At 41.7% G+C, this 21,786-nt stretch carries 17 protein-coding genes; 12 read left to right on the plus strand and 5 right to left on the minus strand.

Annotation, left to right across the window (positions count from 1 at the left end; genetic code table 11):
- Positions 1-64 precede the first annotated feature (64 nt).
- From MKL62_RS12730 to MKL62_RS12765, 8 genes are all read left to right on the plus strand, one after another.
- On the plus strand, positions 65-904 hold the full coding sequence (locus tag MKL62_RS12730) for a p-hydroxycinnamoyl CoA hydratase/lyase (protein ID WP_169538806.1): 840 nt from the start codon (positions 65-67) through the stop codon (positions 902-904).
- A 37-nt stretch (positions 905-941) separates the two neighbouring features.
- On the plus strand, positions 942-2,393 hold the full coding sequence (locus tag MKL62_RS12735) for an aldehyde dehydrogenase (protein WP_005129148.1): 1,452 nt from the start codon (positions 942-944) through the stop codon (positions 2,391-2,393).
- An 82-nt stretch (positions 2,394-2,475) separates the two neighbouring features.
- Complete coding sequence (locus MKL62_RS12740; RefSeq protein ID WP_171066287.1) at positions 2,476-4,362, plus strand: feruloyl-CoA synthase; 1,887 nt, start codon at positions 2,476-2,478, stop codon at positions 4,360-4,362.
- Positions 4,363-4,436: 74 nt separating this feature from the next.
- Positions 4,437-5,576, plus strand: coding sequence for an acyl-CoA dehydrogenase family protein (locus MKL62_RS12745; protein WP_005129152.1), 1,140 nt, complete (start codon positions 4,437-4,439; stop codon positions 5,574-5,576).
- A gap of 81 nt (positions 5,577-5,657) precedes the next feature.
- Entirely contained in the window at positions 5,658-6,908 is a 1,251-nt protein-coding gene (locus MKL62_RS12750) for an OprD family porin (protein ID WP_000041311.1), read from the plus strand.
- 56 nt (positions 6,909-6,964) lie between these two features.
- Positions 6,965-7,501 (plus strand): DUF3237 domain-containing protein, encoded by a 537-nt coding sequence (locus MKL62_RS12755; protein WP_005129154.1) that lies wholly within the window; start codon positions 6,965-6,967, stop codon positions 7,499-7,501.
- A gap of 40 nt (positions 7,502-7,541) precedes the next feature.
- Complete coding sequence (locus MKL62_RS12760) at positions 7,542-7,931, plus strand: PaaI family thioesterase (protein ID WP_005129155.1); 390 nt, start codon at positions 7,542-7,544, stop codon at positions 7,929-7,931.
- A 33-nt stretch (positions 7,932-7,964) separates the two neighbouring features.
- Positions 7,965-9,716, plus strand: coding sequence for a tannase/feruloyl esterase family alpha/beta hydrolase (locus MKL62_RS12765; RefSeq protein WP_005129156.1), 1,752 nt, complete (start codon positions 7,965-7,967; stop codon positions 9,714-9,716).
- Between the two features lie 64 nt (positions 9,717-9,780).
- Here MKL62_RS12765 and MKL62_RS12770 read toward each other — a convergent pair whose 3' ends face one another.
- The 4 genes from MKL62_RS12770 to gudD form a co-directional block, all read right to left on the minus strand.
- On the minus strand, positions 9,781-10,494 hold the full coding sequence (locus MKL62_RS12770; RefSeq protein ID WP_000092890.1) for a FadR/GntR family transcriptional regulator: 714 nt from the start codon (positions 10,492-10,494) through the stop codon (positions 9,781-9,783).
- A 241-nt stretch (positions 10,495-10,735) separates the two neighbouring features.
- Positions 10,736-12,322, minus strand: coding sequence for an aldehyde dehydrogenase (NADP(+)) (locus MKL62_RS12775; RefSeq protein ID WP_005129158.1), 1,587 nt, complete (start codon positions 12,320-12,322; stop codon positions 10,736-10,738).
- A gap of 30 nt (positions 12,323-12,352) precedes the next feature.
- On the minus strand, positions 12,353-13,264 hold the full coding sequence (kdgD, locus tag MKL62_RS12780) for a 5-dehydro-4-deoxyglucarate dehydratase (RefSeq protein ID WP_000339250.1): 912 nt from the start codon (positions 13,262-13,264) through the stop codon (positions 12,353-12,355).
- A 162-nt stretch (positions 13,265-13,426) separates the two neighbouring features.
- A complete protein-coding gene (gene gudD, locus MKL62_RS12785; protein ID WP_005129160.1) occupies positions 13,427-14,761 on the minus strand; it encodes a glucarate dehydratase in 1,335 nt (444 codons plus the stop codon).
- A gap of 285 nt (positions 14,762-15,046) precedes the next feature.
- Between gudD and MKL62_RS12790 the strand changes: the two genes are divergently transcribed.
- The 3 genes from MKL62_RS12790 to MKL62_RS12800 all read left to right on the plus strand — a co-directional run bounded on the left by MKL62_RS12790 (position 15,047) and on the right by MKL62_RS12800 (position 19,045).
- The gene (locus MKL62_RS12790; protein WP_005129164.1) at positions 15,047-16,405 is read left to right on the plus strand and encodes an MFS transporter; all 1,359 of its coding nucleotides are present in this window, start codon (positions 15,047-15,049) and stop codon (positions 16,403-16,405) included.
- Between the two features lie 70 nt (positions 16,406-16,475).
- A complete protein-coding gene (garD, locus tag MKL62_RS12795) occupies positions 16,476-18,023 on the plus strand; it encodes a galactarate dehydratase (RefSeq protein ID WP_030423680.1) in 1,548 nt (515 codons plus the stop codon).
- Positions 18,024-18,148: 125 nt separating this feature from the next.
- Positions 18,149-19,045, plus strand: coding sequence for a DMT family transporter (locus tag MKL62_RS12800; protein ID WP_001181015.1), 897 nt, complete (start codon positions 18,149-18,151; stop codon positions 19,043-19,045).
- Positions 19,046-19,060: 15 nt separating this feature from the next.
- Here the strand turns inward: MKL62_RS12800 and MKL62_RS12805 are convergent, their stop codons facing one another.
- Positions 19,061-20,131, minus strand: coding sequence for an AraC family transcriptional regulator (locus MKL62_RS12805; RefSeq protein ID WP_005129168.1), 1,071 nt, complete (start codon positions 20,129-20,131; stop codon positions 19,061-19,063).
- A 129-nt stretch (positions 20,132-20,260) separates the two neighbouring features.
- Here MKL62_RS12805 and MKL62_RS12810 point away from each other — a divergent pair, with 129 nt between their 5' ends.
- Complete coding sequence (locus MKL62_RS12810; protein ID WP_005129171.1) at positions 20,261-21,721, plus strand: coniferyl aldehyde dehydrogenase; 1,461 nt, start codon at positions 20,261-20,263, stop codon at positions 21,719-21,721.
- The last annotated feature ends 65 nt before the right edge of the window (positions 21,722-21,786 follow it).

Here is a 21,786-nt window from a genome sequence, read left to right on the forward strand (position 1 = left end):
CTTGAATGTAAGTTTAACTGATATTAGATTAAATCCCAGAACAGCAAGAAATCATTCAAGGAGTATGAAGATGAGTTATGAAAACCGCTGGGAAACAGTAGATGTTAAAGTTGAAGATGGAATTGCATGGGTCACCCTAAACCGTCCGGAAAAGAAAAATGCCATGAGCCCAACACTCAATCGCGAAATGATTGATGTGCTAGAAACTCTTGAGCTTGATCAAGATGCACGTGTTTTAGTGTTGACGGGTGCAGGTGATTCTTGGACAGCGGGTATGGATTTGAAGGAATATTTCCGTGAAGTCGACACTCAGCCTGAAATTTTCCAAGAACGTATTCGCCGTGACTCATGTCGCTGGCAGTGGCAACTTCTTCGTATGTATTCAAAACCAACCATTGCTATGGTTAACGGCTGGTGCTTTGGAGGCGGTTTCTCACCTTTAGTGGCGTGTGACCTAGCAATTGCAGCAGATGAAGCAACTTTCGGTTTATCTGAAATTAACTGGGGGATCCCACCGGGTAACCTTGTAAGCAAAGCAATGGCAGATACCGTAGGTCATCGTGCATCTTTGTACTACATCATGACGGGTAAAACCTTTAGTGGTAAAGAAGCTGAAACCATGGGCCTTGTGAATAAAAGCGTACCGCTTGCCCAATTAAAAGCAGAAGTGACTGAACTTGCAAATTGCTTACTTGAGAAAAATCCAGTAGTTCTTCGTACCGCAAAAAATGGCTTTAAGCGTTGCCGCGAACTGACATGGGACCAAAACGAAGACTACTTATATGCCAAACTTGATCAATGTATCCACCGAGATACTGAAAATGGCCGCCAAGAAGGTTTGAAACAATTTTTAGATGAAAAATCAATTAAACCGGGTTTACAGAGTTATAAACGTACTGGTTAACTTTTGATACTTTAATGGCAATGTAAGGACGCAACCCATGCAAAATGTACAGTTACTTATTCACGGTCGATCTGTTGATGCATCAAATCAGGCAACTTTTGAGCGTATTAGCCCAATTGATGGATCAGTAGCCAGTAAAGCTGCTGCCGCAACACTGGAAGATGTTGACCGTGCAATCGAATCGGCACAACAAGCTTTTAAAGTATGGTCGAAACTCTCGCCTACCGAACGTCGCTTACGTTTGTTAAAAGCAGCTGATCTAATGGACCAAAAAACCGAGCAATTCATTGAAACTGGAATGCAAGAAACAGGTTCAACTGCAACATGGTATGGGTTTAACGTTCATCTTGCTGCCAACATGTTACGTGAGGCAGCAGCCATGACCACACAAATTGACGGAAGTCTGATTCCGTCAGATGTGCCGGGCAATCTTGCAATGGGTGTGCGAGCTCCTTGTGGTGTGATTGTAGGAATTGCACCTTGGAATGCCCCTGTCATTTTGGCAACACGTGCGCTTGCTATGCCTTTGGCTTGTGGTAACACGGTAGTGTTAAAAGCATCAGAAGCCTGCCCAGCAACACATCGTTTAATTGGTGAGGTGTTACATGAAGCGGGGCTTGGTGAAGGTGTGGTAAATGTGATTACGCATGCCGCTGAAGATGCACCACAAATCGTGGAGCGCCTAGTGTCTCATCCAGCCGTGAAGCGTATTAATTTTACGGGTTCAACCAAAGTCGGAAAAATTATTGCCGAGACTGCGGCTAAATATTTAAAACCTGTTTTACTTGAATTGGGTGGCAAAGCCCCTGTTGTGGTTTTAAATGAAGCTGACATTAATGAAGCCGTAAATGCAGTTGCTTTTGGAGCATTCTTTAATCAGGGTCAAATTTGTATGTCGACCGAACGTGTTTTGGTTCAAGACAATATTGCCGACCAATTTATTGAAAAACTGATTGAAAAAACCCGCACTATTCGGGCAGGTAATCCAACTTCAAAAGACAATGTGCTCGGTGTTTTAGAAAGTCGCCGCGCTGCAAGCCGTATTCAGCATTTGCTAGAAGATGCTCAAAACAAAGGTGCTGACTTACCTTTAGGTATTCATATTGAAGACACCACCATGCAACCGACGCTGGTGCTCAATATTAAACCTGACATGCTGCTTTACCGTGAAGAATCATTTGGACCTGTATGCACAGTTCAACGCTTTTCAAGCATTGAAGAAGGCGTAGCATTGGCAAATGACAGCGAGTTCGGTCTTTCTTCGGCAGTGTTTAGCCAAAATATTTCGCAAGCACTGGAAGTCGCTCAACAGATTGATTCGGGTATTTGTCATATTAACGGCGCAACCGTACATGACGAAGCTCAAATGCCATTTGGTGGAACAAAATCGAGTGGTTACGGACGTTTTGGTAGTAAAGTCTCCGTTGCCGAATTTACCGAACTACGCTGGATTACCATTCAAACCCAATCACGTCATTACCCGATTTAGTCAGGCTAATGCGAATACCGACAGATTAAATAAAAATTGCATGATGCAAAAAAATAAAGCGCAGTGATGCGCTTTCCATGGAGTGAAAGAAATGCAAATGAATGCCACTCAATCACAAGACCGCGAACGGTTCGTAAAATTAGGGCAACATGATATTCATTATCACCATAAAGATGACGCGCTCTATATCAGCCCAAAAGAGCAATTAAAACCGTATCCACAAAAACTGACAGATCGGTTAATTCATTTTGCACAAACCAAACCAGACCATATTTTTGCAGCAAAACGCAATGCTCAAGGTGAATGGGTCAAACTGAGTTATGCAGAAGTTTTACAACGTGCATGGCACATTGCTCAAGCTTTGCATGATCGTAATTTAAGCCAAGAAAGACCACTCGTTATTTTAAGTGGTAATGATCTCGAACATTTAACACTGTCTATGGCTGCCATGCTAGCAGGCGTGCCTTTCTCGGCTATTTCCCCTGCCTACTCTCTGATTTCTCAAGACTTTGGCAAACTCAAACATGTGTTTGAAGTGCTCACACCTGGTATGGTTTATGCCAGCGACGGACAAGCTTTTGCCAAAGCGATTCAGGCATGTATTACATCCGACATTGAAGTGGTGACCAATAAAGGCATTGTAGGCGATCAGATCTGCACATCTTTTCAGTCGCTATTAGATACGCCAGTTTCAAATGTACAAGAATTTTATCAAACCCTTGATGAAAACCAAATTGCCAAATTCTTATTTACGTCAGGTTCAACCAAATTGCCTAAAGCTGTACCGACCACGCATTTAATGTTGTGTGTTAATCAGCAAATGTTATTACAAACTTTCCCTGAGTTTGAAGAAACACCACCTGTCCTACTCGACTGGCTGTCTTGGCACCACACATTTGGTGGTAGTCACAATGTCGGCATCGCGCTCTATAACGGCGGTACCATTTACATTGATGATGGCAAACCCGTTGCCGGAAAATTTGACGAAACTATTCGCAATCTCAAAGAAATTTCTCCAACAGTTTATTTAAATGTGCCTAAAGGTTGGGAAGAACTCACCGAAGCTTTAGAAAAAGATGAAGAATTAAGAGACCGCTTTTTTGCTAAAGTTAAAATTTTATTCTTTGCAGGTGCTGCACTTTCAGAAGCGGGCTGGAACAGACTCGATAAAATTGCTCAGCAACATTGCGGAGAAAAAATCCGCATAATGAGTGGATTGGGCATGACTGAAACTGCACCATCTTGCGCTTTTACAACTGGCCCACGTGTGATGGCTGGTTTTATTGGATATCCTGCTCCGGGATGCGAAATTAAGCTAGTTCCATGTGGTGACAAACTAGAATTTTGTGTTCGTGGCAAACATGTCATGAAAGGCTATTGGCGCTTAAAAGCAGACCAGCAAAGCACTGTGTTTGATGATGAAGGCTTTTTCCATACGGGCGATGCTGTTCGTTTAGTCGATGTGAATGATCCAACTAAAGGCCTGATGTACGACGGACGAATTGCCGAAGACTTTAAACTCAATACAGGCACTTTTGTGAATGTGGGCACACTACGCAACAAAGTACTGATTCAAGGTAATTTACTGGTTCAAGATGTTTGTATTACTGGTTCAAACCTGAATGCTGTGGGTTTTCTGATTTTTCCAAAATTAGAAGCGTGTGCTCAATATGCAGGTCTTAAGCTTGGTGAACATTCTGCAACAGAGATATTACAACACCCTAAAGTCCAGCAATGGTTCCGCCAATTTTTAACGACCTTTAATAAAGATGCGACTGGCAGCTCAAATACAGTCTCAATGCTTTATTTAATGACCGAGCCACCTCAACTTGATGCAGGTGAAGTGACTGATAAAGGCAACCTCAATCAAAGCAGTATTACGAAACGTCGAGCCGCTTTAATTGATGAACTTTATCAAAAGCAGACTGATAACCCGCTGATTATTCGGGTGCCCACCTTAAAACAATAAGCAATTGAAATAAAAAAGGAAGCTCAAATTTCGGTTTGGGCCTTAGCCTCACTTTTGCCTAAAAAAGGTTCAACATGCCACACGATACAGAATTTGAACTATTTCGGGACAGCTATCGCAGGTTCTTAAAAGAACAGGTTGCTCCATATTACGAACAATGGGAATACGATGGCCTTATCCCACGTGACCTATGGCTTCGTCTTGGGGAAAATGGCTTTTTGTGCGTCGATGTGCCCGAAGAATATGGCGGCTACAGCGCTCCTGTGCACTACTCACTCATGCTGGTTCAAGAAACTGCTCAAGCTGGCTTTGCATCTTTAGCTGTTGCCATTGGTGGGCAAAATGAGCTGGTTTCCCCTTATCTGCAAAATATTGGAACCGAAGAGCAAAAACGTTATTGGTTACCCAAAATGGTCACAGGTGAAGTCGTGACTGCAATTGCCATGACAGAGGCCAATGCTGGCTCAGACTTACAAGCCATACGCACTCAAGCGGTTTTAGAAAATGACCACTACCGTGTGAATGGTTCAAAAACGTTTATATCAAATGGCTTGCATGCCGACCTGATCGTTCTGGTGGCAAAAACTGACCCTCAAGCTAAAGCAAAAGGCATTTCGATTTTTCTAGTAGATGCTGCTTTAGACGGCGTTAAAAAAGGTCGCTCTTTACAAAAAATCGGGCTGCATGCCCAAGATACAGCCGAACTATTTTTTGATGATGTTTGTGTGCCTGCAACTCAGCGTTTGGGTGAAGAAGGACAAGGCTTTGCTTATTTAATGCAAGAGTTACCTCGCGAACGTTTAAGCATTTCGATGATGGCTCTGGGGTCAATTTTAGGCGCCATCGAACTGACCAAAGACTATGTATTAGAACGTAAAGCTTTCGGGCAACCTTTAAGCCAAATGCAAAACACACGATTTGTACTCGCAAATGCGCAAATCAAAGCCAAAGCCGCTCAAGCTTTTGTAGACCGATGTGCAGCGCTGTATCAACAACACCAGTTAAGCGTCACTCAAGTTGCCGCACTGAAATGCTTTATTACCGATGTCCAATGTGAAGTGATTGATCAATTACTTCAGCTTTTTGGTGGCTACGGTTACATGCAGGAATATCCGATTTCACGCTTTTTTGTGGATGCGCGGGTACAAAAAATTTATGGGGGAACCAATGAAATTATGAAAGAAATCGTCGCCCGAGAACTGCTCGGAAAATAATTCGATTTAAAAACCAAATAAGGCAGACACAACAACTATGCCTTGTTGAAAACAAAAAATGATATTTCAGGAAGAAATGCTATGTCGAAACTATGGATGTACTCTACCCTTATGCTCTCTGGTTCAGTGTGGGCTGGCAGTTTTATTGATAATAGTTCAGTAGAACTCACCACACGTAATTTCTATTTTGACCGCGACTACCAAGAGCAATCTGCTTACCCTGCTGCCAAGGACTGGACACAAGGGTTTATTCTTAAAGCCAATTCAGGTTATACCGAAGGGACTGTCGGTTTCGGGCTGGATGTGCTTGCAACGGCAGGCTTTAAACTCGATGCTGATGCAGAGCATGGCGGTACAGGAAACTTACCTAGAGACACGCGTACCAATGAACCTACTGACTCTTATGGCGAAATTGGGGTCACAGCAAAAGCCAAAATGAGCCAGACTGAGTTACGTATTGGTACGCTCATGCCAATGAACCCTGTTTTAGTGGCGTCACCTGCTCGTTTGCTTCCTCAAACTTATCGAGGAATTTCACTAACCAGTAAAGATATTAAAGACTTTGATTTACAGGCAGCCTATCTCGATAAAGTGAATCATCGGGATTCGACCAACTATGAAAAAATTAAAATTTCAGGCGTAAATGGACGATTTAAAAGTGCCGAAACTGATGGACTCTATTATTTAGGTGGAAACTATCAGTTTAATCCTGCACTCAAACTCACCGCTTTTTATATGGATGTTGATGATCTTTATAACCAAACCATGGTCGGTGCATTACACCAATACAAAATTAATGACACTACTAATTTTAGCTCTCAATTACGTTACTACCGCAGCCGAGATGATGGACAAGCAAAAGCAGGCTTAGTCGATAATGACCTCTATCATGCGCATTTCGAACTCAAACATCAAAACCATAAATTTATTTTTGGGACTTTCCAACATCATGGCGACACCGCGTTTCCGTATTTAACGGGAGGTGAAACGGGTCTACTCATTGATACATGGCCGGGCGAGTTTTTAAACCCAAAAGAAAAAGCCTATAGCTTCCGTTATGAATATGACTTTAAAGATTATGTACCGGGTTTACGTTTTATGACTCGTTACACCACAGGTCACAATATTTATGCACCTAACTTAGGTGGGACCAATTTAAAAGAACGCGAAACAGACTTTGATTTAGGCTACACCGTTCAAAGTGGCTGGTTAAAAAATCTAGGGCTACGCGCGCGCTACGCCATTTATGACAACAACATGCTCTCTACAGCCAATATCAAACCTGTAAACGAAACCCGTATCAACATCGACTACACATGGAAATTTAAATAATTAAAACCAGAGGTTCTGTCACACATAGAACCTCTTTTTATTTCGGGAAATTCATCATGAAGAAAGTTTTAACGCTACTCTGCGGAATTTGTCTCATTGGCCTAACTCATGCCGAAACGCAATATAGCCCACCACCTATTCAGCTTGAGCCTTTAGCAAAATTTAGTGTTGATTTAAATGCGCCTGTTTGGGAGTTAGGTGCCACCAGTGATGCAGGTAAACGCCGAATTATTCCCATTACAGGTGGGACATTCGAAGGCAAATCCCTTAAGGGCCGCATTTTAAATAATGGCGCAGATTGGCAAATTGTCGACAGTAAAGGGCTAGCCATTATTGATACGCGATATTTGTTAGAAACCGATGACGGTGCGCTTATTTACCTTCAAACCAAAGGTTACCGCCATGGCTCGGCAGAGACGCTAAAACAGCTTGCCCAAGGCAAAGATGTCGACCCGAAAAATTACTATTTCAAAATTACCATGCAGTTTGAAACCAGCTCACCAAAATATTCATGGCTCAATCAGACCGTTGCTGTAGGCAGTGCAATGCGCTTGGGTAAAGCAGTTATTTATGATGCCTATACCCTGAAATAATAATTTTTATAACACCAACAAAAAGGATGGACCCTTCACTATGGATCAAAAAATTTTAGAACACTTACCGCCCATCCATCAGCATTTGGGTGGACATAATATCCATTGGAATGACCAAAACACTGAACTCACCATCCACTACACAGCGCTAGAAAGCTTTACCAATCCACGCGGCACCGTTGAAGGCGGCATGATCTGCGCCATGCTTGACGATGTGATGGGGCTTTTTGCATTTCTCGCTAATGACCGTAAACCCGCCACCACCATCAATTTAACGATGGATTTTTTAAAGCCCTGTGCTGTGGGTGAAGTCATTACAAAATGCCGATTCATTAAACAAGGCAAAACCGTACTGAATCTCGAAAGTGAAGCTTGGCAAAACAACAAAATGATTGCACGAAGCACAGCTAATTTTTTGGTTTTAGATTAATTGCAAACATTCATTCAATAAGGATATGAATAAATGAATTACACCAACAATAAACGAATTTTGACCCGCTCCGCTTTGGTGCTTGCCATGCTTAGTTCTTTGGCAGGCTGTGGAAGTGATAATGATGACACAACGGTTCCGTCAACAACCAAACCACCGCAGTTATCTCCTGCTGTTGGCGTAAAAATGACAGGAAGCTGTTCAGACTTACTCGGATTTCATTACAACAATACCGTTATTAGCTCAGCTACCCTTCAAGAAGCAGGTACATTGACTGTCGCCAACAAACCGATTGGTGCACATTGTTTGGTCAAAGGTTATATGGATCAACGGGTAAGCCCTGTCGATGGACAAACTTATCAAATTGGTTTTGAAATGCGCTTACCAATAGACTGGAACGGCCGTTTCCTCTATCAAGGTAATGGCGGAACCGATGGTAATTTAGTTCCTGCAACAGGTCAGATTGGTAGCGGTGGACCACTCACCAATGCCCTGCATGATGGTTTTGCTGTTATTTCCTCCGACGCCGGACATAATGCTTCACAAAATCCAATGTTTGGTTTAGACCCTCAAGCTAGAATTAACTACGGCTACGGTGCGATTACCAAACTCACGCCTATGGCAAAAAACCTAATTAAAGCCGCATATGGCAAATTGCCAGATCGCTCCTATGCAGGTGGCACATCGAACGGCGGACGTCATGCCATGATTGCCGCAACCCGTTTGGGCGACCAATATGATGGAATTCTAGCGAGTACACCAGGTTTTCACCTACCTCGTGCAGCCGCGGCTCAACTCTATACAGCACAGCAGCTTCGTCGTGTCGCAACAGATGAAAATGACCTAAGTACTGCTCTAACTCTTCCAGAGCGTAAAGTTTTAGCAAAAGCGATTTTAGATCGATGCGATGCTTTAGACGGTGTTGCAGATGGACTGGTTCAAGACGTCGAGGCTTGCCGTACAGCTTTTGATATTCACCAACATGTACCCGTTTGCTCAAGCACAAGAGATGGTACTTGTTTAAGCACCGAACAAATTGATGTATTAGCCAACATTTACCGTGGGCCTGTAAATTCGGCTGGACAAGCGCTCTATGCAACCCAGCCTTTCGACCCCGGTTTAGTCGGCAGTAACTGGGCAAGCTGGAAATTTGAATCTTCGGTGGGAACAGCGCGTGACCCCGTTGCAGTCGGCATTCTTTTTCAAGTCCCACCAGACCCAACCGTGACTCAAAACTCTAGACAATTTGCCTTTAATTTTAACTTCGATACCGACTATTCAAAACTATCAGCAACCAATGATGTTTATACCGAAAGTTCCATGTCATTCATGATGCCACCTGATGAATTGAATTGGGATAAACTCCGTAATCACGGTGGGAAAATGATTGTGGTACAAGGCACAGCAGATGGCGTTTTCTCTGTAGATGACACCCAAAATTGGTACGATCAACTGCTACAACACTATAAAAATGATGCAAAAGGCACAGCACCTGAATTTGCACGTTTCTTTAGAGTTCCAGGCATGAACCATACCCGTGATGGCATTGCGACCGACCAATTTGATGCATTGACTGCTTTAGTTAATTGGGTGGAATATGGGCAAGCACCTGACAAAATCATTGCGACTGCACGCGGCGCAGGTAATCCGAGTGGTCAAGTGAATACTGAACTTCCACAAGACTGGGCACCAGACCGCACCCGTCCACTTTGTCCTTACCCACTGATTGCTCGTTACAATGGTCAAGGCGATAGCGAAAAAGCCGAAAACTTTAGCTGTAAATAGCACCCAAAAAATTAAAAGAGAGCTTAAATAAGCTCTCTTTTTTATCTTGATCTTAGCTCAAGCTTTACTGCTTAAACTTTTTAATACTCTTAGACAAATGAGCTCGCATCATTTGTCGGGCCAATAATCCGTCCTGATCGACAATTGCGTTATAAATATTGACATGATCATGGTGAACCGCTTTTAAATATTCTTCGCGATTTTCAGGACTTTGCTCAATAGATTTAACACGTGCACGTGGAATAATTTTTTCACCCAGATACTTCAAAAAATCAACGAAATATTGGTTTTCAGAAGCTTCAGCAATGGCAATATGGAAATCGTAGTCAGCTTTTACCGTACCATCGTTTGCATCTGAAGAAATATGTCGTTCAAAGTCTTCAAGCGCAGCTTTCATTTTATCAATATGGATTTGCTTACGGCGCTCAGATGCTAAAAAAACAGCTTCAGATTCAAGGCTAATCCGAAGCTCAAGCAAGGAAATAATGTCATTAATGGTTTCTAAACTGGCATTAGACAACAGAAAGTTTTGCTCAACAGTCTGCTCTTTTACAAAAGTACCAATCCCGTGACGAGTCTCGACGAATCCTAATGAACGCAACTCAGTAATTGCCTCGCGAATGACAGAACGGCTTACTTCAAAAGTTTCAATTAATTCAAGTTCGGTCGGGATTTTTTCTCCAACTTTAAATTCTCCAGACTGAATTTTTTCGATCAGTTGTTCTACAATAATCTGGCTTAGTTTTTTTGTTGATCTAGGTTTAATTGCGCTAGACATAATCTGAAGAACTCATGAAATGTTGAAAAAATTAGAAAATTCATTTTACTATAAACTTAGACGATAGTCATATTCGGTTTTTATACCTCTAAGTTATTAAAATCAAAATATTTTATCTCCCTTATCAAGCTCTCACATATATTTAAAAAGTAAGCAACTTATGCTTCTGTTGATATTTAATAATGCGTTGAATAAGTTAAAAAATATGCAGCTCAATACCATTGATTGAGCTGCACAACTTTTAAATTTGAGCCTGAGTTAATTGCCCATTGACCAGACGAGTAATCTGTAGTGGATTACTATCTTTTAATGCATCGGGTAATAAAACTTGTGGTGTATTTTGGAAACATACCGGACGCAAGAAACGCTCAATCGCTCCCGTACCCACCGAAGTTCCGCGTGCATCACTGGTTGCAGGGAAAGGACCACCATGTACCATGGCATCAGACACTTCAACTCCTGTCGGGAAACCGTTAAACAATACACGGCCAGCTTTACCGGTTAGCAAATGAAGAAGCTCGCCTGCTTCAGACAACTCATTTTCATCACCAATAATGGTTGCCGTGAGCTGTCCACCTAAAGCTTCAATACCCTTCAACAGAGTGGCTTCATCTTCGACCGCAATCACAATCGACATCGGTCCGAAAACTTCATGTTGTAGTTTTGGGTTGCCTGACAATAAAACAGATTGGTCCGCTTTAAACAGATGTGCTTTTGCTTGAGAAACCAACTCAGGTTCCTGACCCGATGCAATGACCTCAAAACCAGCTTCATTTATTAATGCATCAATACCAGTTCGATAGCTTTTTAAAGTAGCTTCATTCAACATAACCTGAGGCACGGCTTTCTGTGTATTTTCAACTAAAGCTGTAATAAAGCGGTCAAACTCGGGGCCTTTTACACCTAAAATTAGACCGGGTTTTGTACAGAACTGGCCACACCCCATATTAAAAGAAGCAACCGTATCTTGTGCGATTTGTTCACCACGTGAATGAAGTGCTTCAGGTAAAACCACCACAGGGTTCACACTTGACATTTCAGCAAAAAATGGAATCGGCTGAGGACGGCTCTGCGCAAGGTTATAAAGCGCCATTCCTCCTTCAAGAGAACCCGTAAAACCAGCTGCTTGAATCAGTGGATGTTCTACCAAGTTTGCACCAATACGGCCACCAAAAATCATATTGAATGTGCCTTTAGGCATACCGCAAACTTCAATTGCTTTTTCAATGGCTTCTGCAACAAGCTCAGCAGTCGCCATATGGCCAGAGTGTGCTTTAAAGACAACCGGACACCCTGCTGCTAAAGCAGCTACGGTATCACCGCCTGCAGTTGAAAATGCAAGTGGGAAATTACTCGCGCCAAACACGGCAACTGGTCCTACCCCAACTTTATATTGACGCAAATCAACACGTGGCAAAGGCTTACGTTCTGGTAATGCCACATCAATACGAGCACCATAAAAATCGCCACGACGTAAAAGTTCAGCAAACAGTCGAAGCTGACCAGTAACCCGCCCTGTCTCCCCTTGAAGACGAGCAAGTGGTAAGCCTGTTTCAAGTGAAGCGACTTCTTGCAGGTTCGCCCCCAATGCTTCAATTTGGCGAGCAATTTCTTCAAGAAAAGATGCACGTTGCTCTTGAGAAGTTTGGCTATAAACTAAAAAAGCGTTATGCGCAGCTTGAGCAGCCTGATCTACTTCTTCAAGTGTTGCCTGACTAAATATATAACCTGTTGGCTGATAGTCTTTTGCAGCTATACTTTCTAAAGCTGGCACATTTACAGCAACGCGTTGACCATTAATAAACTGCCGACCGTTATTTTTACTCATTTTAAAGCTCCAATACCTAAACAGTTAGAATTATTGCGGACCAAGTGTCGCAATGAGAGCAGCCAAATCCTCATAGTCTGCTTGAGTTAAATCACTTAATGGTGGACGCACAGGACCTGCATCATGCCCAACAATTTTGGCACCAGCTTTAATCATGCTTACCGCATAACCTGATTTACGGTCGCGAATTTTAATCAGAGGCAAGAAGAAATCTTTAATCAAACGATTGGTTGTTTCAAAGTCATCACTGCGAAGCGCGTTATAAAACTCCATTGCAGTCTTTGGAATAAAGTTAAATACAGCTGACGAATAAACTGGGCAACCTAAGGCTTTATATGGCGCTGCAAAAACTTCTGCTGTTGGCAGGCCACCTAAATACGACAAACGGTCTCCAATAGTTTGAGTCACTGCCGTCATCATATCAATTTGGCCAGAGCTGTCTTTAAAACCGATTAAGTTCGGGCACATCTCAGTTAACTTTTGGATAGAATCGAGATTTAATCTTGATACGCTACGGTTATAAAAAATTACGCCAAAGTCTACTGAATTACATACTTGCTTAACGTGTTCAATTAAACCCTCTTGGCTTGCTTCAGTTAAGTAATGCGGCATTAACAAAATACCGTGTGCACCTAAGCGCTCTGCTTCTTTTGCCTGTTCAATCGCCTGACGTGTCGGACCACCTGCCCCAGCAATAATCGGTACACTGCCTTTGCATGTATCTACCGCAGTTTTAATTACTTCAGAATATTCATTGCCAGTTAATGAGAAAAACTCACCTGTACCACCTGCAGCAAATAAAGCACTGGCGCCGTATGGAGCTAACCACTCAAGACGTTTTGCATAAGAAGATTTATTAAAATCTCCGTTTTGATCGAAATCTGTTACCGGGAAAGACAGTAAACCATCAGAAATAATGTTTTTTAACTCAAGAGCATCCATTTGCAAGTTTCCATACGTGTTTATGTTGTCAGACATCTTACATCATCAATCTAATTTCTTTCAATATCTTTTTTCTTTTTAAAATTAATTTTTTTATAGCAATAAAAAAGCTGCCCCAAAGGACAGCTATCAATTCAATATTTAAATACGAATCGAGTCAGATTAACGAACCAAACATGGCTTTTTATTATTAAAAGTCCAATTAGGAATTAGAAATTGCATCGCATCCGCATCATTACGAGCTCCTAAACCTTTTAATTTATAAAGTTCATGGGCTTGATTAATTCGGTCCCAATCAAGTTCGACACCAAGTCCCGGTGCTGTTGGTACCTGAATTTTACCATCTTTAATTTCAAGCGGTGCTTTAGTCAGTTGATCTGTACCTTCTTGCCAAATCCAGTGCGTATCAATTGCAGTCACATTACCCACGGCAGCCGCTGCAACATGGGTAAACATGGCAAGGGAAATATCAAAGTGATTATTTGAATGCGATCCCCACGTTAAGTTATACATTTTACATAACTGAGAAACACGCACCGAACCTTCCAATGTCCAGAAATGCGGGTCAGCTAATGGAATATCAACAGCTTGCAATTGAATACTATGCGACATTTCCCGCCAGTCAGTCGCAACCATATTCGTGGCGGTCGGTAACCCCGTTGCTCGCTTAAACTCAGCCATAATTTCACGGCTTGAATAACCTTGTTCTGCACCACACGGGTCTTCCGCATAGGCCAGCACACCTTTTAAATGTTTACCTAAAGCAATTGCTTCATCTAAAAACCATGCTCCGTTTGGATCAAGCGTTACACGTGCATCCGGGAAACGGCGCGCAATTGCAGTTACTGCCTCAGCTTCTTGTTCGCCCTGTAATACACCACCTTTTAATTTAAAGTCTTTAAAACCATAACGGTCATAAGATGCTTCTGCTAAACGCTGCACAGCCTCAGGTGTTAACGCTTTTTCATGACGGACTTTATACCAATCATGGTTATGTTGAGGTGTAGTCGCATAGTCTAATGAAGTCTGTTTGCGGTCACCAATAAAGAATAAATACCCTAATACTTCAACTTCACTACGTTGTTGCCCTTCACCAAGTAAACTTGCAACATTTACATTTAAATGCTTACCAAGCAAATCAAGTAATGCCGATTCATAGGCCGTTACAACATGAATTGTGGTACGTAAATCAAAGGTTTGATTGCCTCGACCACCGCTGTCACGATCAGCAAAAGTTTGCTGAATTTTTTTGAGCAAGTTTTTATATTCACCAATCGGCTGCCCTTCTACCAAGGCTTTAGCATCATTTAATGTCGCTAAAATTTTCTCTCCGCCTGGAATTTCACCTACACCAATATTTCCAGAGTTATCTTCAATGATGAGTATATTACGAGTGAAATAAGGTCCATGGGCACCACTCAAATTGAGCAGCATACTGTCATGCCCGGCAACTGGGATTGCTCGAATGGATTTAACAATAGGTGTAGAGGTCGCCATTAAAATACTCCTTGGCATACTGATACTATTTTTTCATCACCAAAACTTATAAGACATCATACAACTTGTCAATATAAACTCGCACAAAAATTATTTTTCGAGCCTACTTGCCAAAATAATATTTTTAATCATATGATGTCATACATCTAAAGGCGCGGTTTTAGAATTAGGACTATAGAGTAGATACAACATTCCGTTTTCTCATCTATTCTATCGATGAATTTGACATGACGTCACCTATTTCACGGATATGCAAATAGGTCGATTATTAAAAAGAGTTTGTATATGGATAATCTGCAAACAAATATTGCTGTAGTGACTCAGCAAAGAGCCAAGCATACAAAAACTCGCTATTACATTCTTGCGATGATTTTTTTGGTCACGGCTTTTAATTACGGTGATCGTGCAACTCTCTCAATGGCAGCAACGCCAATGTCTCATGAACTGGGAATTGACTCAGTCACTATGGGATATATTTTCTCGGCCTTTGCATGGGCCTATGTGATTGGTCAAATTCCAGGTGGCTGGCTACTCGATAAGTTTGGTGCTCGCCGTGTATATTTCTGGAGCCTGTTTTTATGGTCTTTGTTCACTGTTTTAATCGGTTTTACCGACATTTTAGGTGATACTGCGACCATCATTACTTCGCTCTTTGTACTCAGATTTTTAGTCGGTTTGTCTGAGTCGCCTGCTTTTCCGGGTAACAGTAAAATTGCTGCTGCATGGTTTCCAACCAAAGAACGTGGAACTGCCGCTGCCATTTTTAACTCATCCTCTTATTTCTCGACCGTACTTTTCGCTCCCCTCATGGGTTGGCTTGTTGCAACCGTCCACTGGCAGTCTATTTTCTGGGTCATGGGTGGTCTTGGAATCATTCTTTCCTTTATCTGGCTCAAGGTCATCTATAGCCCGACCAATCATCCAACAGTAAATCCTGAAGAAGTAAAATACATTGCTTCAGAAGGTGCTTTACTCGATATGGGCGAAAACAGCCAAAACGCTAAAAAAGAGAAAATTACTTGGAGTAAAGTTAAACAACTTCTTGCTTCACGTATGATGCTCGGTATTTTTATTGGTCAATATTGTGTAAATACACTGACCTATTTTTTCTTGACTTGGTTCCCTGTTTACCTTGTCAAAGAAAGACATCTCAGCATTTTAGAAGCGGGTTTTGCAGCGGTTGCACCAGCACTCTGTGGCTTTGTAGGCGGAATTTTAGGTGGCTTAATTTCAGATAAGTTAATTCGAATGAATTACAGCTTAAGCTTTTCGAGAAAGCTCCCTATCGTAGTCGGCTTCTTGGTCTCAACCTCAATTATCTTATGTAATTACGTAGATTCTCAAGCAGCAATCGTATTCTTTATGTCCTTATCATTCTTCGGTAAAGGAATCGGCTCTTTAGGCTGGGCAGTCATGTCTGATGTTGCACCAAAAGAAATGGTTGGTTTATCAGGTGGAATGATGAATGCATTTGGTAATACGGCAGGAATCGTGACCCCAATTGTGATCGGCTATATCTTGGCAAGTACAGGCTCTTTCAACCTTGCATTAACTTATGTCGGTATACATGCCATCGCAGCTGTCATTTGCTATACCGTTATTGTCGGTAAAATTCAGCGCTTCGAATTAAAACCTACTTCTTAAACCTTTACACCATAACGCTTAAACACATTAAGCGTTATGGCCTCTCTTCAAATGTATACAAGGAACGATCATGCTGAAGCCTCTCCTAATAAGAATCAGTCCTCCCGATAATGTAGCCATTGTGGTCAATGACGGTGGCTTACCATCCTCTACATATATTGAAGAATACCAACTCACCTTGGTTGATGAAGTACCACAAGGACATAAGGTTTTATTGGAGCCGTTAAAGCAAGGTGAAGCAATTGTTCGTTATGGCGAAATCATTGGCTATGCCAATAAAGATTTAACCGCAGGTTCTTGGGTGAATGAAGCCGTTACCCAAATGCCAGAGGCACCTGAGCTAGATGATCTTGAATTAGCAACTCGCCCCGATCCTAAGCTTCCTCCACTGACCGGATATACATTTAAAGGTTATAAAAATAAGGATGGCAGCGTCGGCACAAAAAATATTTTAGGTATTACGACCAGCGTTAACTGTGTAGAGGGTATTGTCGATTATGTCGTTAAAATTATTGAACGTGATTTACTTCCAAAATATCCAAATGTAGATGGTGTAGTTGGATTAAACCATTTATATGGTTGTGGTGTAGCAATTGATGCACCCGCTGCAATTGTTCCTATTCGTACCATACATAACCTTGCACTCAACCCTAATTTTGGTGGAGAAATTATGGTGGTGAGTCTGGGCTGCGAAAAAATGCAACCCGAACGACTTTTAAATATTCCTAAAGAAAACAAATATATTCCCCTAGCATACGAAGATATTATTCAGTTACAAGATGAACGCCACAACGGTTTTGAAAGTATGGTGAACCATATTTTAACCGTGGCAGAACAACACCTTGAAAAGCTTAATCAACGTACTCGAGAAGAAGTTCCAGCCTCTGAATTAGTTGTAGGCATGCAATGTGGTGGGAGTGATGCATTTTCCGGAGTTACCTCTAACCCTGCCGTTGGTTTCGCAGCTGACTTGATTGTGCAATGTGGCGGTACAGTCATGTTCTCTGAAGTTACGGAAGTCCGCGATGGTATTCACCTACTTACTCCACGTGCAGCAAATGAACAAGTTGCCAAAGATCTAATTCGGGAAATGAAATGGTACGATGACTACTTAGCAGCAGGCCAAGTAGACCGAAGTGCCAATACCACACCCGGCAATAAAAAAGGTGGACTGAATAACATTGTAGAAAAAGCGATGGGATCAATTGCAAAATCGGGCCGCTCACCGATTGTAGAAGTTCTCGCACCGGGCCAAAGACCGACTAAAAAGGGTTTAATTTTTGCGGCCACCCCTTCGAGTGACTTTATCTGTGGTACGCAGCAAATGGCATCTGGTATTACCGTTCAAGTCTTTACCACAGGTCGCGGTACACCCTACGGGCTGGCAGCAGTGCCGGTTATTAAAATGGCAAGCCGAAACAATATTGCAAACCGTTGGTATGACCTGATTGATATCAGTGCTGGCGATATTGCCATTGGGAAGAAAACTATTGAAGAAGTGGGCTGGGAACTTTTTGAGCTGATTTTACAAGTAGCTAGCGGTGAAAAACAAACGTGGTCGGACCGTTGGGGTATTCATAACTCACTCGCTGTATTTAACCCTGCACCCGTGACCTAATAAGGTTTAGAAGATGAGGTTATATCACCTCATCTTTCTTATTTCCCCTATTAATTACGACACATTTCACTAAAACTTAACAGCGCTGCTAAAATAACATCGAAAATTAAGAACTGTATTTCTCTATGCAAAATCAGACTGCTTCAAACCTCCCCTCTACACAACTTGGAAAAGCACTGCTTTGTCTTATGACGTCGGCATTATTGTTTTCCATTATGGGAGTGTGCATTCGTTTTGCTTCACAAACGGTAGATAACGCGACTGTCGTGTTTTTTAGAAATGCAGTAGGTTTATTTATTTTTATTCCGATGCTCTTTAAACAGGGGCTAGATTTTATTAAAACCGATAAACTCTGGATGCATACTTGGCGAAGTATTGTCGGGCTAGCCGCCATGTATGGTTTTTTCTATGCCATTGCGAACTTAAAACTATCGAACGCCATGGTTTTTAGTTATTCATCTCCTATCTTTATACCACTCATTGCATGGCTTTTCTTAAAAGAAAAAATTACCAAGTCTATGATTTTTGCCGCTGTGATTGGACTCATTGGGGTTTTATTTGTCGCTAAACCCGATCAAGGTCTATTTAACGCATTATCTTTTATTGGCTTGGGTGCATGCTTTTTATCAGCAATGGCCTTTGTCACCGTAAGAGCTTTAACCAGTACAGAGCCGCCTGAACGTATTGTTTTTTACTTCTGTGTTTTTGGTAGTTTAATTTCCTCTATTCCAATGTTCTGGCATTGGCGTATTTTCACTTGGCATGAATTAGCATTACTCATTGCCGCAGGACTTTTAGCTAATATTAGTCAACTGTTTATGTCTTATGCTTACAGCTTAGCACCAGCAGGACAAATTGGCCCAATGAACTATATTGCTATTATTTTTGCAGGAATTTGGGGATTTGTTTTTTGGCATGAATTACCAGATCTATTCAGTATTATCGGCATTTTTATTATTTTATTTGCGATTTTGCTCTGTAATCCATTTTTGCAGAAAAAGTTACTCTCTCGATTTAAATAATAAACAAACCTTAATCTAATTTAGGTACTGTATTCGATACTCATTTGGTGAAATGCCTGTCCAGTGACGGTAGGCTTTTCGAAAGTTAGAAGTATCTGAAAAGCCAATTCTCTCAGCAATTTCATCTATGGTTAAAGTTGTCTCTCGCAAATATTCATCAGCAAGACGGCGCCGAGTCTCATCTAACAATTCTTGATAGGTTAAATCAAAACCTGCCAAGCGCCGGTGTAAAGTACGCTTTGAGATATGTAAACGTTCAGCCATTTCTTGAGCTGATGGAAAAAGCCCCGTTCCATCCAATAGTATTAAACGAATCGTTTTCACCAACTCAGGCTCTTCAAGTTCAGCAACGCCTAGCATCCGCTCACAAAACGACTTACACATGTCCGCAGTAATCGGGTTGGCATTTGGGCAAGGTACATCGAGCCACTTTAAATCAAAATGCCATTGCATCACCCCAGCATTAAACTGAACGGGGCAACGAAACACTTTTTCATATTCTTCTGCATAGTCAGGCGCTGGGTATGGTAATAAAAGCTTCTTTGCTTGAAATGGTCCTTCAAGCACTCGTTCAATTAAAGTTTGCATAGAGCTAAACCAAAACTCGCACACTAAAGGTAAAAGCTTACCCAGTGCAATAATGTCCTGCCCTTCAAAAACGGCAACATCATCTCGAATATAAAATGACTTCTTTAAAATAGGTCCTGCAAGCTTAATGTGTCGAATACCAAGCTCGACCGCTTGTCTAAAATTACGTGAAGAATATAGCGCATAGCCATACACTCCAAAATCTGACAATCGCTGCTTTTGCCCTGCGCGCAGACCAATGAGTGGATCATTTGATAGCTTTTGAATATTTTGAAATAGCTGAATTTTTTGGACTTGGGAAATATATAAAGAGGAGTGATTCATAGCATCTGGCGAAATATTTGTGCCAGATAAAACATCGGATATTGAATGGCCTTGCGCCCCCATTTCATCAAATAAACTGGTTAAACCCAGCAAATATGTATTGGCACCTAAGGGTGTATTATCATAATTTCCTTCGATAACACTATTTGCATTTTTATAAAGATTTTTAGGCATTTAACTCACACCATCCCTAGAGTGACGTGCATAATGGCACTAATCTACCTCTTGTTGTCTCAATTTAACATCGACCATACGACGCTTCAAGCATAAAGTATGATAAGCAAAAGTATGGAAGGAACAATAATGGAAAGCTCCACTTTAAAAGAATATAGCGGCTCTGCCACTGAACATATGGAACTTATTTTTTCCAAACAACGTGCCAATTTTGAGGCAGATCCTTACCCAAGTCTTGAAGCACGCCGCACAAAACTGCATAAACTTAAAAAACAAATTATCCGTTATCAAGATGCTTTGGCTGCCGCGATTAATGCTGACTTTAGTTCAAGATCACTCGATGAATCTAAACTACTAGATTTGCTTGGTTCTGTGTTGGAAGCTGATCATGCGATTCATCATTTACGCCGCTGGATGCGTCCAAGTAAACGCCGTACCGAGCTTTTATTTTTATCGAACCGTTTAAGTGTGCAATACCAACCTAAAGGCGTGGTTGGTGTGATTGTTCCTTGGAATTTCCCCGTTTATTTAGCACTTGGCCCGCTCATTGCAGCTTTGGCTGCGGGCAACCGAGTCATGATTAAACTCCCTGAAATTACACCGAATACCAATGCAATGCTAAGACGCATGCTTGCTGAAGTCTTTAATGAAGATGAAGTGGCGGTTTTTGGTGAAGAAATTACAGACCCAGCAAGATTTACCTCTTTGCCATTTAACCATATTGTATTTACGGGTTCTCCTGCGATTGGCAAAGTCGTCATGCGAGCTGCTGCTGAAAATCTAACACCTGTTACACTTGAGTTAGGTGGCAAATCACCGGCCATTGTGAGCCGTAATTACCCACTTGCCGATGCGGCAAAACGTATTACCCATGGCAAAGCAACTAATAGTGGTCAAATCTGTGTAGCGCCTGACTACGCGTTGGTTCCCAAAGAAAGTATTGATGAATTTGTTGAAGCTGCGAAATCAAGCTTTATAAAAATGTTTGGTCAAAACATTGAAAATAATGAGAATTACACATCCATTGTGAACGACCGCCATTTAAAACGTATTCAAGATATTTTGACCGATGCGCAAGAAAAAGGTGCCCTTATTATTCCTTGCGATACTTATAGCTTTGACCAACAAGGTCGCAGGATGCCTGTGCACATTGTGCTGAATTGCACGCCAGACATGCGGATTATGAAAGAAGAACTCTTTGGCCCTATTTTACCTGTGGTGGCTTATGATTCTTTAGATGATGCGATTACCTATGTGAAATCGGACGAAAGACCTTTAGCACTTTATTGCTTTACGCATAATTCAGTAGAACGAGATCGTATTTTGCGTGAAACTCATTCAGGTGGTGTGACCATCAATGACTGGGGTTGGCATGTAGTTAACCACGATGCTCCTTTTGGCGGTATCGGTAACTCAGGCATGGGGTCATATCATGGCGAAGAAGGTTTCCGTGAACTTTCACATGCAAAAACTGTATTTATTCGTCATCGGTTTTTCCCGACTCAGCTTTTCCACCCTCCTTATGGAACATTCCTACAAAAACTAGCGATTCGCTTTTTCTTGAAAAAAGGCGATCCAAGTATTAAATAAAGAGTATAAAAAAGCCTCGTTATGAGGCTTTTTTATTGGGTTTTAAATAATAAGATTTCTAATAA

Source organism: Acinetobacter sp. AOR01_HL (assembly GCF_027855455.1).
In the GTDB taxonomy this organism is placed as follows: domain Bacteria; phylum Pseudomonadota; class Gammaproteobacteria; order Pseudomonadales; family Moraxellaceae; genus Acinetobacter; species Acinetobacter baumannii.

Excerpts from the sequence above, each read along its gene's own strand:
- MKL62_RS12730 (WP_169538806.1), top strand. The coding sequence starts at position 65 with ATGAAGATGAGTTATGAAAACCGCTGGGAAACAGTAGATGTTAAAGTT.
- MKL62_RS12735 (WP_005129148.1), top strand. The coding sequence starts at position 942 with ATGCAAAATGTACAGTTACTTATTCACGGTCGATCTGTTGATGCATCA.
- MKL62_RS12745 (WP_005129152.1), top strand. The coding sequence starts at position 4,437 with ATGCCACACGATACAGAATTTGAACTATTTCGGGACAGCTATCGCAGG.
- MKL62_RS12750 (WP_000041311.1), top strand. The coding sequence starts at position 5,658 with ATGTCGAAACTATGGATGTACTCTACCCTTATGCTCTCTGGTTCAGTG.
- MKL62_RS12755 (WP_005129154.1), top strand. The coding sequence starts at position 6,965 with ATGAAGAAAGTTTTAACGCTACTCTGCGGAATTTGTCTCATTGGCCTA.
- MKL62_RS12760 (WP_005129155.1), top strand. The coding sequence starts at position 7,542 with ATGGATCAAAAAATTTTAGAACACTTACCGCCCATCCATCAGCATTTG.
- MKL62_RS12765 (WP_005129156.1), top strand. The coding sequence starts at position 7,965 with ATGAATTACACCAACAATAAACGAATTTTGACCCGCTCCGCTTTGGTG.
- MKL62_RS12770 (WP_000092890.1), bottom strand. The coding sequence starts at position 10,494 with ATGTCTAGCGCAATTAAACCTAGATCAACAAAAAAACTAAGCCAGATT.
- MKL62_RS12775 (WP_005129158.1), bottom strand. The coding sequence starts at position 12,322 with ATGAGTAAAAATAACGGTCGGCAGTTTATTAATGGTCAACGCGTTGCT.
- kdgD (WP_000339250.1), bottom strand. The coding sequence starts at position 13,264 with ATGGATGCTCTTGAGTTAAAAAACATTATTTCTGATGGTTTACTGTCT.
- gudD (WP_005129160.1), bottom strand. The coding sequence starts at position 14,761 with ATGGCGACCTCTACACCTATTGTTAAATCCATTCGAGCAATCCCAGTT.
- MKL62_RS12790 (WP_005129164.1), top strand. The coding sequence starts at position 15,047 with ATGGATAATCTGCAAACAAATATTGCTGTAGTGACTCAGCAAAGAGCC.
- garD (WP_030423680.1), top strand. The coding sequence starts at position 16,476 with ATGCTGAAGCCTCTCCTAATAAGAATCAGTCCTCCCGATAATGTAGCC.
- MKL62_RS12800 (WP_001181015.1), top strand. The coding sequence starts at position 18,149 with ATGCAAAATCAGACTGCTTCAAACCTCCCCTCTACACAACTTGGAAAA.
- MKL62_RS12805 (WP_005129168.1), bottom strand. The coding sequence starts at position 20,131 with ATGCCTAAAAATCTTTATAAAAATGCAAATAGTGTTATCGAAGGAAAT.
- MKL62_RS12810 (WP_005129171.1), top strand. The coding sequence starts at position 20,261 with ATGGAAAGCTCCACTTTAAAAGAATATAGCGGCTCTGCCACTGAACAT.